Raw genomic sequence first — 11,949 nt, 5'->3', positions numbered from 1 at the left:
TCCTGGGGATTCATTCAATTGCCGCCTTTCTGCATCACGAACTATCTAGGGAGAAGGTATGGCATTGATCATCATCGGTGAGCCATTTTGATTGCCCACCAACTCCGCCAACAGATTATTCACGCCATCGCTCATCGGTGTGAAGCGTGACAGCGGTGAACGCGTCACCACCACAAATACTCCGACGTTATTCTGTGGCACCATCGCCATGTAAGTAATAAAGCCGCCGCCGCCGCCGGTTTTTTCGATAATCCCTGGACGTCCCTCTTTTGGCCCCATATACACCCAGCCCATGCCTAAGGCATCGGCACGGCCAGGCACATCCATACCTTCCACTTTGGTCAACTGGTCACGGCGATAGATCAGCGTTTGCAGACGATCAACCTGCGGCGTGCGGTGATTAACCGCCGAGTTGAGGAATTGCTGCATCCAGCGGCCCATATCATCCGGCGTTGAATACACGCCACCGCTGCCAATTGCCGCCAGGGTGTTATTGCACGGGCTGGCCCCTTTCTCAGGGATCATCAGGCGCTGGCACTGATCGGGGGATGGCGTAAAGGTGGTGTCTTTCATTCCCAGCGGACGCGTCACCAGCTGTTGCAGCAGGGCGGGATAAGGCGTGCCTGCCGCTTTCGACAGCGCATCACTCAGCAGGTCAAAGCCGAGGTTGGAATAGGAGGCTTGTGTTCCCGGCGTGGCTTTCAATTGCGCACCCTGCAGCCACTGCCAACGATCGGCTTTGGTTGGCCAGACAAACACCGGACGATGCGGTTTTCCGCCCGGCTGTTCGCGCGGCAGGCTACCGGTATGGGTAGCGAGGTTGATCAGGCGAATCGGCTGACCGTTGTAATTCGGGACGCGTGCGCCAGCCGGAGCATACTTGCTCAACGGGTCATCAAGGCGAATCTGTCCGCGTTCCGCCATTTTGACCATCACTTCGCTGGTCATCAATTTGCTCAGCGAGGCGATGCGAATCACGGAGTCGAGCTGAGGGCGCACGTTATTGCCAGGGCTGGTATCGCCAAAGCTGGCAAATACGCGCTGATTGCCATCAATCGCCACCAGCGCCATGCCGGTTGCGCCGCTGCCATAGAAGATATGCTCGGCATAACGATCAACGATCTGAGAGGCCAGCAGCGGATCGGCTACCGTCTGCGCCATGCTTTTTAATGGAAGCACTGAAACCATTAAGGCCAGTAAAAAAGGAGTACGTTTTTTCAACGGGAAAGCGTCCGCAACAGGATTCGGAGGAAAGCTTATAGTAATCAGTTTGTGCGAGGCGTGAAGAGGGAAGGGAGGATTTTTTTCTGTATCAGGCTGTGATCAAAAAACGGCCCTTACGTCAAAAGACGCAGGGCCGGATCGATTAGTGCGGCTTGAGTAATGCTTCGGTATGGCTCACGATATTTTCCACCGTAAAGCCAAATTCCGGGAACAGCTTGCCTGCCGGCGCAGACTCACCGAAGGTGGTCATGCCGACAATCGCGCCATCCAGGCCGACATACTTGAACCAGTAATCGGCGATACCCGCTTCTACCGCCACGCGCGCTTTTACGCCGGATGGCAGCACCGATTCGCGGTAGGCTGCATCCTGCTTGTCGAATACGTCGGTGCAGGGCAGAGACACCACGCGCACCTTGTGGCCGCTGGCACCGAGTTTATCCGCCGCGCCCAGCGCGATTTCAATCTCAGATCCGGTGGCGATGATGATCGCTTCTGGTGTGCCCGCGCAATCCTGCAACACATAGCCGCCTTTGGCGATATCGGCCACCTGTGCTTTGCTGCGCTCTGGCTGCAGCAGATTTTGACGCGACAGAATCAGCGCGGTCGGGCCATGATGGCGCTCAACAGCGGCTTTCCACGCCACGGCCGTTTCCACCTGATCGCACGGACGCCAGACGCTCATATTTGGCGTCACGCGCAGGCTGGCGAGCTGTTCCACCGGCTGATGCGTCGGGCCATCTTCGCCCAGACCAATCGAGTCATGGGTATACACCAGCACCTGGCGCGCCTTCATCAACGCCGCCATACGCACCGCATTACGCGCGTATTCGACAAACATCAGGAAGGTGGCAGTGTAAGGAATAAAGCCGCCGTGTTGGGCAATACCGTTGCCAATCGCCGTCATACCAAATTCGCGCACGCCGTAGTGAATGTAGTTACCGGCGATGTCTTCTTTAATCGATTTCGAACCTGACCAGATGGTGAGGTTACTCGGCGCAAGGTCAGCAGAACCGCCCAGCAATTCGGGCAGCAGTTTGCCGTACACTTCCAGCGTATTTTGCGACGCTTTACGGCTGGCGATTTTTTGCGGATTGGCCTGCAACTCATCAACAAACGCCTGAGTCGCCTCACTCCATTGCGCGGGCATACCGCCATCCAGACGACGGCTGAACTCAGCGGCGAGATCTGGATGCGCCGCTTTATAGGCAGCAAACTTCTCATCCCAGGCTTTCTCTCGCTGACTGCCGGCTTCTTTGGCATCCCACTGTTGATAAATTTCTTTCGGGATTTCAAACGCTGGATGGTGCCAGCCGAGTTTTTGACGGGTCAACGCTACTTCCTGCTCGCCCAGTGCCGAGCCGTGTGACTCTTCTTTACCGGCTTTGTTTGGCGACCCAAAACCAATGACCGTGCGGCAGATAATCAGCGAAGGCTTATCGGTGACACTCTGCGCTTCTTTGATGGCGGCTGCGATAGCTTCCGGATCGTGCCCATCAATGCCTGCTGCACTGCCGACGACATGCCAGTTGTAGGCCTCGAAGCGTTTGTGCGTGTCATCGGTGAACCAGCCTTCGGTTTCACCATCAATCGAGATGCCGTTATGATCGTAGAAACCAATCAGTTTGCCGAGGCCGAGGGTGCCGGCCAGCGAGCTGACTTCATGTGAAATACCTTCCATCAAACAGCCATCGCCCATAAACACATAGGTGTAATGATCGACGATGTCGTGGCCGGGACGGTTAAACTGCGCCGCCAGGGTGCGCTCGGCAATGGCCATGCCCACCGCATTGGCCAAACCCTGTCCCAACGGACCGGTGGTAGTTTCCACGCCTGGCGTATAGCCAATTTCCGGATGGCCAGGGGTTTTGGAATGCAGCTGGCGGAAGTTTTTCAGCTCTTCCATCGGCAGATCGTAACCGGTGAGGTGCAGCAGGCTGTATTGCAGCATCGAACCGTGGCCGTTGGAGAGGATAAAGCGGTCGCGGTCAACCCACGCCGGATTGTTGGGATTGTGTTTGAGAACGTCGCGCCATAGCACTTCGGCGATATCAGCCATTCCCATCGGCATACCGGGGTGACCGGAATTTGCTTTCTGTACCGCATCCATACTCAAAGCACGAATCGCGTTAGCCAACTCTCTGCGTGAAGACATAGGGTACTCCCTTGTGATTGGGCAATAGCGGACGGGCAGACGCCCGTCCGGCGTGAGAAGTGTGGTGATTTACAGGCGTGATGCCAGCACATCTTCCAGCTTCTGCTGGTCAATGGCGAATTGACGGATGCCGTCAGACAGTTTTTCCACTGCCATCGGATCCTGGTTATGTTCCCAGCGGAACTCCGCTTCAGAGAGCGGAGCAGGCTGGTGGAAGCCTTCGGTTGATGGCTCCAGCTTGCGTTCCAGCGGTGCATCGCTGTTCGCCAGCTCTTCCAGCAGGTTAGGGGAGATGGTCAGACGGTCACAGCCGGCCAGCGCCTGAATCTGTTCAACCTTACGGAAGCTGGCTCCCATGATCACGGTGCTGTAACGATGCTTTTTGTAATAATCGTAGATACGACGCACAGATTTCACGCCAGGATCTTCATCCACCACATACGGGTCGAGCGGTTTGCGTGAGTTGTACCAGTCATAAATACGGCCTACAAACGGGGAGATCAGGAACACGCCCGCTTCAGCACAGGCACGCGCCTGCGCAAAGGAGAACAGCAGCGTCAGGTTACACTGGATACCGTTTTTCTCCAGTTCTTCAGCGGCTTTGATCCCTTCCCAGGTTGAGGCCAGTTTGATCAGGATGCGCGAACGATCAATGCCGTTCTCTTCATACATCCGTACCAGTTTCTCCGCTTTGGTGACACACATGCCACGATCGAAGGAGAGGCGCGCATCCACTTCGGTCGAAACACGGCCCGGTACGCTTTTCAGAATTTCCATACCGAGGTTGATCGCCACTTTGTCACTGGCGTTGATGATTTGCGTCTCTTTGCTGCCGCCCTGTTTTTTCGCATAGTCGATAGCGTCATCAATCAGATGTTTATAAGCATCGAGACCGGCAGCTTTCAGGATCAACGAAGGGTTGGTGGTCGCGTCTTCCGGGTGGTAATGGCGAATGGATTCGATGTCGCCGCTGTCCGCCACCACGGTGGTGAACTGTTTCAATGCATCTAGCTGGTTCATCGCTTAACTCCTTGATTAGCAATAATGTGGGCAAACGAGTCGTGCCCTTTCCTGTTGAGTCGTGGCTCAACACAGTGCTACAGACGTTGCACGAAGAAAATGCGTTTTCTCTGATTGTGGCGCTGAAGGGCATCTGTCACGGAAGGGGGTGCCTGATCGGTTCAGCTACGTGTTTTGCCAACATTAAGAATAGCAGGCTGCGCCAAAGCCGCAGGCGAAGCCGTGGCAATCTGTGCCCTCGTTCTTTGAGCGCCTTCACCCTCTTTTGTGCCGCAGATTCCTATACTGGTGTTTTTTCAGCCGTGCCAAAGGATGCCAAATGGACGATCAACTCAAGCAAAGTGCGCTCGATTTCCACCAATATCCCACTCCCGGAAAAATTCAGGTTTCCCCCACCAAACCGCTGGCGACGCAGCGTGATTTAGCACTGGCCTATTCGCCGGGCGTGGCGGCACCTTGCCTGGAGATTGCTGCCGATCCGCTGGCGGCGCACAAATACACCGCACGCGGCAATCTGGTGGCGGTGATTTCGAACGGCACGGCAGTGCTCGGTCTCGGCAATATCGGTGCGCTGGCCGGTAAGCCGGTGATGGAAGGCAAAGGAGTATTGTTCAAGAAATTCGCCGGCATTGATGTGTTCGATATCGAAGTGGATGAGCTGGACCCGGATAAGTTGATTGAGGTAATCGCCGCGCTGGAGCCGACCTTTGGCGGCATCAACCTTGAAGATATCAAAGCGCCTGAGTGCTTTTACATTGAGCAGAAATTGCGTGAGCGCATGAAGATTCCGGTGTTTCACGATGATCAGCACGGGACCGCGATTATCTGTACTGCGGCGGTGCTAAACGGTTTGACCATCGTGAAAAAGGCCATCTCAGATGTGCGGCTGGTGGTGTCTGGGGCGGGCGCATCAGCCATTGCCTGCCTGAATTTGCTGGTGGCGCTCGGCATGCAGAAGCACAACATTGTGGTGTGTGATTCTAAAGGGGTGATTTACCGCGATCGTGAACCCAATATGACGCCGACCAAAGCCGAGTACGCCATAGAAGATAAAGGCGCGCGTACGCTGGATGAGGTGATTGCCGGTGCGGACATCTTCCTCGGCTGCTCGGGTCCGAAAGCGATGACGCCAGAGATGGTGAAGAAAATGGCACCCAATCCACTCATTCTGGCGCTCGCCAATCCCGAACCGGAGATCATGCCGCCGCTGGCCAAAGAGGTTCGGCCGGATGCGATTATCTGCACCGGACGCTCGGATTTCCCTAATCAGGTGAACAACGTGCTGTGTTTCCCGTTTATTTTCCGCGGGGCGCTGGATGTGGGTGCCACGGCAATTAACGAAGAGATGAAACTGGCGGCGGTGCATGCGATTGCGGCCTTAGCGCAGGCCGAGCAGAGCGATGTGGTGGCCTCCGCCTATGATGATCAGGATCTGAGTTTTGGACCGGAATATCTGATCCCGAAACCGTTCGATCCGCGTTTGATTGTGCAGATCGCGCCTGCTGTGGCGAAAGCGGCGATGGAGTCCGGCGTGGCGACGCGGCCCATCGCTGACTTTGATGCCTATCGCGAGCAGCTCACCGAATTTGTGTATAAAACCAACCTGTTTATGAAGCCGATTTTCTCGCAGGCACGCAAAGATCCGAAACGCGTGGTGATGGCCGAAGGGGAGGAGGTGCGCGTGCTGCATGCGACGCAGGAGCTGGTATCACTGGGGCTGGCGAAGCCGATTCTGATTGGTCGCCCAAATGTGATTGCGATGCGTATTCAGAAGCAAGGATTAAAAATTGAAGCGGGTAAAGATTTTGAGATCGTCAACAACGAGTCCGACCCGCGCTTTAAAGAATACTGGAACGAGTATTACCAGATCATGAAACGGCGCGGTGTGACGCCTGAAACCGCTCAGCGCGCGGTGATCGGTAATCCAACCTTGATTGGCGCGATCATGGTGCATCGTGGCGAGGCTGACGCGTTAATTTGTGGCACCATCGGCGATTACCGCGAGCATTACGATGTGGTGGAGAAGGTGTTTGGTTTCCGCGACGACGTGAAGGTCGCTGGGGCAATGAACGCGCTGCTGCTGCCGAGCGGGAATACTTTTATTGCGGATACTTACGTGAATGAAGATCCGAGTGCGGAACAGCTGGCGGATATCACATTGCTGGCGGCCGAAACGGTGCGTCGTTTTGGTATCGAACCACGCGTGGCGTTGCTGTCTCACTCCAGCTTTGGCACGTCCAATGCGACGGGCGCACGCAAGATGTGCGATGCATTAGCGCTGATTCAGAGCCGTGCGCCAGAACTGGAGATTGATGGTGAGATGCACGGCGATGCGGCGTTGGTGGAGAGTATCCGACGTGAACTGATGCCCGACAGCCCGCTGAAAGGCACGGCTAATTTGCTGATTATGCCGAACGTGGAAGCGGCGCGTATTAGTTATAACCTGTTGCGCGTGTCGTGCTCGGAAGGCGTGACGGTGGGGCCGGTGTTGATGGGGATCAGCAAGCCGGTGCATGTATTGACGCGGATTGCATCGGTTCGGCGCATTGTGAATATGGTGGCGTTAGCGGTAGTGGAGGCGCAGACCGAGCCGTTGTGAGGTGATGACGTGGTTAAGGGCTAAGGGCCTGGGGGGGTTGGTGTGGGCCTTAGCCCCTCTGCTGCTGCCGGGCAGTCCTCGCGCCGCTAACGCGGTGCCCTCGGCTTCCACGTCGTGCCGACGGACCGTTCGGGGAGCGACCATCCCTGGTCGGCCCCGAACTGATCCACGCATCCCTGCGTGGATCTCCTGGCCCAACGTAAAAGCCTCAGCGCTGCGGATTGCCCTTGCAGCAGCAGAGGGGCTAAGGCCATCAACATTTGTGCTTTCCTGCAAAAGAACTATTCACCCAATCCCAGCCAATCCTTCACCGGCAAGAAATCACTGTAGAGCGCTGCTTCCGGCGTGCCGGCTTCGGTTTGGTAATCATATTCCCAGCGCACCAGTGGCGGCATCGACATCAAAATCGATTCGGTGCGGCCGCCGGTTTGCAGGCCGAACAGCGTGCCGCGATCCCACACCAGGTTGAATTCAACATAGCGTCCACGACGATAGAGCTGGAACTGACGTTCGCGATCGCCCCATGGCAGCGCCTTGCGCTTCGCGACAATCGGTAAATAGGCATCCAGATAACCCTTGCCCACTGCCTGCATAAAATCGAAGCAGTGATCAAAGTCTGGCGTATTCAGGTCATCGTAAAACAGCCCGCCGATGCCGCGCTGTTCATTACGATGCTTGAGGTGGAAATAGTCGTCACACCATTTTTTGTAGCGCGGATAGACGTCTTCACCAAACGGCTGGCACAGGTCAAACGCGGTTTGATGCCAGTGCAGCGCATCCTCTTCGAAACCGTAATACGGCGTGAGATCGAAACCGCCGCCGAACCACCATACTGGATCGGCACCCGGCTTCTCAGCAATGAAGAAACGCACGTTGGCGTGACTGGTGGGGATGTACGGATTTTCCGGGTGGACGACGAGTGACACGCCCATGGCTTCAAAACTGCGGCCGGCCAGTTCAGGGCGATGTGCGGTGGCAGAGGCGGGCATCTGATCACCGTGTACGTGGGAAAAATTCACGCCTGCCTGCTCAAACACCGCGCCGTTGCGTAGTACGCGACTGCGTCCGCCGCCGCCGCCTGGGCGCTGCCAGTCATCTTCGGCGAAGGTCGCTGTACCATCGGCAGCGGCCAGCTGGGCGCAAATTTCATCCTGTAGCGTCAATAAAAACGCTTTGACGCGGGAAATATCGGGATTGCTCATGAGTCACTCGTTCCGGAAATTTGCCGCGATTCTACCACAGGAAAAAGCTACGCCTGGCGACGATCGTACTCGTTGAAGTAATTGACGATGCCATCGGCAATCGCGCTGGCGATCTTCTGGCGAAAGGCAGTGGTACCCAGCAGTTGCTCCTCACGCGGGTTGGTAATAAAGGAAGTTTCGACCAGCACTGACGGAATTGAGGGCGACTTCAACACCGCAAACGCCGCCTGCTCGGTGTGCTGGCTGTGCAGATGATGCACCGGGCGAATTTGATCCAGGACGTGTTTGCCCAGCGTGAGACTATTGCGGATAGTGTCCGTTTGCACCAGATCGAACAGAATCTGGTTCAGGTAGTTATCTTTCTCCTGCACTTCCGCGCCGCCGACCTTATCGGCATCGTTTTCACGCTGTGACATATAGCGCGCCATGGCACTACTGGCGCCGCGATTCGACAGGGCGAATACCGACGCGCCGTTGGCATCCGGGCTGGTGTAACCATCGGCATGAATCGACATAAACAGGTTGGCGCCGTGCTGATGCGCGATCTCCACGCGTTGATACAGCGGGATAAAGTGATCGCTTTCTCGCGTCAGTCGCACTTCCACTTTAGGGTGATTTTGCAACAGCGTACGCACGGTGTTGGCGATTGCCAGTACGATGTGCTTCTCTTCCGAGCCTTCTTCGCCCACCGCGCCCGAATCAATGCCGCCGTGACCGGGATCGATCATCACGATGCGTTTACCGTTAGTCGCCGGTTTCGGCGGGGTGTGACCTTTGCTGACGCGCAAATCGGCGTTCTCTTCTTTCGCCATCACCGCGCGCGGTGACAGCACCGCCAGCGCCAGGCCAGAGAGAATCAACTGGCGGCGATTGGTCAGCCGCTTCAGCAGTGAAATTTTACTCATAATGGGGTCCCTGACAGAAAATCCTGCCCAGTGTTATATCGTAACAACTGCCTTGCGGCGACTTCACAACCATTTCAGCGCATTACTTTGTATTACACGTTACTAACAGCAATTTAGCCGTTTTTTTCCACCGTTGCGCGGCGGGAGGGTTGCGCCTGGCAAAGAATGCGTGATAATCAGCGAATTGTGCTTAATAGCAGGGTAACGCCGATGGAAATCCGCTCATTCCGCCAGGAAGATTTTGAAGAAGTGATCACGCTCTGGGAGCGTTGCGATCTGTTACGTCCGTGGAACGATCCGGAACTGGATATCGAACGTAAAATGAACCACGATCCGGAGCTTTTTCTGGTGGCGGAAGTCGGCGGTGAAGTGGTCGGCACGGTGATGGGCGGTTACGATGGCCATCGCGGATCGGTCTACTATATGGCGGTGCATCCCGATTATCAGGGGCGCGGATTTGCTAATGCGCTGATGAATCGCCTGGAGAAAAAGTTAATCGCGCGTGGCTGTCCGAAGATCAATCTGATGGTGCGCGAAGAAAATGACCAGGTGCTCGCCTTCTACGAGAAACTCGATTACGAGCCGGTGGATTCGGTGTTGCTGGGTAAACGTTTAATCGAAGACCGCGAATATTAAGCCGCCGATGATGGGGCTGAAATATTTGCCAGATGAATACGATGCAAAAGGGCAGCTACGGCTGCCGTTTCTTTTCTGGCCGATTCTGTTATTGCAGGCGCGCACCTGGCTGTTACTGGTGATGGCGGGCGCGTCCCGTCAGCAGGGTAACGATCTGCTGGCGCTGTTCTATCCCGATCGTCAGAGCTTTTGGATTGGATTGGCGCTGGGCATTCCGGCGGCAGCGGGTTTGCTGCTGACCGGCTATCGCCAACGCTGGCCGCGACTGTGGCAGAGTTGGCGGCAGGTGCTGAGTGTGTCGTTATTGATCAGTCTGTTGTCACAAGGCTACGGGCTGATACAGGGCGCTTTTCCGGACTCTCCGTGGCCGTTACTTTTAACGCTGTTTGATCTGCTGGCGTTGATTTGGCTGCAAACCCATCAGCGCCTGCGCGACTGTTTTCTGCCGGAACATCACATCGAATAAACTTTTTGCCGGTTTGCGACTCCAACAGGCACGCCAATCGGCACAAGAGATCAAGGAGCATTCATGAAAGTTGTTCGTCCCGCACTGCTGGTTAGCGCCATGATGCTGGCAGGTTGCGCCAGTTCAGGTTCCTCTACCGCCTCCAGCGCGAGCGAAAGCCATTGGTATAATCCGCTGAGTTATCACTGGTCGGCACTCAATCCAATGAACTGGTTTGGCGGCTCGTTAACCGTGACCGAACAAGGTGTGGCAGGCTTAAGCAGCACCACCCCGATGTCAGAAGCGGCGATCGGTAAAGCGTTAAACAATGATTATCAGCTGCGTCAGGGCATGCGCACGCAGAATGGCCAGGTGGTTGATTTCTGGCAGGCGCTGGAAGATGGCAAAGTGAAACTGGTGATCAACGGCCAGAGCAGCGTTGAACGCGTTGAAGTGATGGATGCCGATGCAAAGAGTGCAGACGGCAGCAAGATTGGCGATCTGTTTAGCGCCAAATTCAGCAAAGCCTTCGACAACTGCAAACTCACTACCGGATTAGATGCGCGCGATGTTGAGTGCCGTGCTCCGGGCAGTCAGCACATCTCTTATGTCTACAGCGGCGAAGGGCATGGACCAGAGGGATTGATGCCGGCTGACGACACCTTGAAAAGCTGGAAAATCAGCAAAATCGTCTGGCAGCGCTAAGCAAAAAATAATTGCGTTAACGCACAATCACTGTGTGGCTTTCCGGTATGATATGGGCGAAAAATCGTCCCAACTTTCATGCCGGAGAGCAGTGCAATGCCTCAATTCCAGAGCGGGATCCTGTTGGAACACCGCCGTTTCGCCATTTGGCTAGAAGCTCGTATTTCGGGCGATCTCGATGCTGTCCGCCAGGGGAGCAAAACCTTCCTGCAACAACTCGATGCGCTGCAACAGAAATTTGCCGATGCCGGACTGGGCGCGGTGATCGCTTTTGGCGATGCGCTGTGGCGCGATCTGCAAGGTGCGGATTCAGCGCCAGAATTGAAAGCCTTCTCCCCATTGGGCAAAGGCATTGCACCCGCCACGCAACGCGATCTGCTTATCCATATCCAATCTCTGCGTCATGACGTGAATTTCTCGCTGGCACAGGCGGCATTAGCGGCCTTTGCTGACGCCGTGAATATTGAAGAAGAGACCCACGGCTTCCGCTGGGTGGAAGAGCGCGATCTTTCCGGCTTTGTTGATGGCACGGAAAACCCGCAAGGCGAGGCGCGTCAGCAGGTGGCAATTATTGTTGAAGGCCCGGATGCCGGTGGCAGCTATGTTTTCACTCAGCGCTGGGAGCACAATCTCAAACTGTGGAATCGTAAGGCAGTGGAAAAGCAGGAAGCGATTATTGGCCGCACCAAAGTGGATAATGAAGAGTTGCCGGGCGATCAACGTCCCGCCACCTCGCATCTCAGCCGCGTTGATTTGAAAGAAGAGGGCAAAGGGCTGAAGATTCTGCGCCAGAGCCTGCCGTATGGTTCGGCCAGCGGCACTCATGGCCTGTATTTCATCTCGTACTGCAACCGCTTGTATAACATTGAGCAGCAACTGCTGAGCATGTTCGGCGAGCGTGACGGCAAAATGGATGCGATGCTGCGCTTCACTAAGCCGGTAACGGGCAGCTACTTCTTTGCGCCTGCACTGGATGCCCTGCAAGCGCTGTAATACGCCAGTGAGCGGCCTTGCGTGCCGCTCACCACCAATCCCGTCTGTTGCATAATCTCTCCCGCCGT

The 11,949-nt window shown here is 55.8% G+C and carries 10 protein-coding genes; 5 read left to right on the top strand and 5 right to left on the bottom strand.

Annotated features, from left to right (window positions below):
* Nucleotides 1-45 precede the first annotated feature (45 nt).
* The 3 genes from ampH to tal form a co-directional block, all read right to left on the bottom strand.
* A complete protein-coding gene (gene ampH / locus JK231_RS07435; RefSeq protein WP_034825840.1) occupies nt 46-1,221 on the bottom strand; it encodes a D-alanyl-D-alanine-carboxypeptidase/endopeptidase AmpH in 1,176 nt (391 codons plus the stop codon).
* Nucleotides 1,222-1,366: 145 nt separating this feature from the next.
* Complete coding sequence (gene tkt / locus JK231_RS07430; RefSeq protein ID WP_211728291.1) at nt 1,367-3,376, bottom strand: transketolase; 2,010 nt, start codon at nt 3,374-3,376, stop codon at nt 1,367-1,369.
* A 69-nt stretch (nt 3,377-3,445) separates the two neighbouring features.
* On the bottom strand, nt 3,446-4,396 hold the full coding sequence (gene tal, locus JK231_RS07425) for a transaldolase (RefSeq protein WP_045814871.1): 951 nt from the start codon (nt 4,394-4,396) through the stop codon (nt 3,446-3,448).
* 319 nt (nt 4,397-4,715) lie between these two features.
* Here tal and maeB point away from each other — a divergent pair, with 319 nt between their 5' ends.
* Nucleotides 4,716-6,995 carry an NADP-dependent oxaloacetate-decarboxylating malate dehydrogenase gene (maeB, locus tag JK231_RS07420; protein WP_211728290.1) on the top strand — a complete coding sequence of 760 codons (2,280 nt, stop codon included), beginning with the start codon at nt 4,716-4,718 and terminating at the stop codon, nt 6,993-6,995.
* A gap of 281 nt (nt 6,996-7,276) precedes the next feature.
* Here the strand turns inward: maeB and hemF are convergent, their stop codons facing one another.
* A complete protein-coding gene (gene hemF, locus JK231_RS07415; RefSeq protein ID WP_097118566.1) occupies nt 7,277-8,197 on the bottom strand; it encodes an oxygen-dependent coproporphyrinogen oxidase in 921 nt (306 codons plus the stop codon).
* 47 nt (nt 8,198-8,244) lie between these two features.
* Nucleotides 8,245-9,102 (bottom strand): N-acetylmuramoyl-L-alanine amidase AmiA, encoded by an 858-nt coding sequence (gene amiA / locus JK231_RS07410; RefSeq protein WP_211728289.1) that lies wholly within the window; start codon nt 9,100-9,102, stop codon nt 8,245-8,247.
* A 210-nt stretch (nt 9,103-9,312) separates the two neighbouring features.
* On the opposite strand from amiA, the gene JK231_RS07405 reads away from it, so the two are divergent.
* The 4 genes from JK231_RS07405 (at nt 9,313) to JK231_RS07390 (ending at nt 11,881) form a co-directional block, all read left to right on the top strand.
* A complete protein-coding gene (locus JK231_RS07405; protein WP_211728288.1) occupies nt 9,313-9,738 on the top strand; it encodes a GNAT family acetyltransferase in 426 nt (141 codons plus the stop codon).
* Nucleotides 9,739-9,745: 7 nt separating this feature from the next.
* Entirely contained in the window at nt 9,746-10,204 is a 459-nt protein-coding gene (locus JK231_RS07400) for a DUF2919 domain-containing protein (protein ID WP_211728287.1), read from the top strand.
* A 63-nt stretch (nt 10,205-10,267) separates the two neighbouring features.
* On the top strand, nt 10,268-10,888 hold the full coding sequence (locus tag JK231_RS07395; protein WP_097118563.1) for an RpoE-regulated lipoprotein: 621 nt from the start codon (nt 10,268-10,270) through the stop codon (nt 10,886-10,888).
* Between the two features lie 96 nt (nt 10,889-10,984).
* Nucleotides 10,985-11,881, top strand: coding sequence for a Dyp-type peroxidase (locus JK231_RS07390; protein WP_211728286.1), 897 nt, complete (start codon nt 10,985-10,987; stop codon nt 11,879-11,881).
* Nucleotides 11,882-11,949 lie beyond the last annotated feature (68 nt).

Origin of the sequence: Pantoea sp. JGM49, from assembly GCF_018257655.1 — a bacterium.
In the GTDB taxonomy this organism is placed as follows: Bacteria; Pseudomonadota; Gammaproteobacteria; order Enterobacterales; family Enterobacteriaceae; genus Pantoea; species Pantoea communis.
This window is presented reverse-complemented; position numbering and strand designations above follow the sequence as displayed.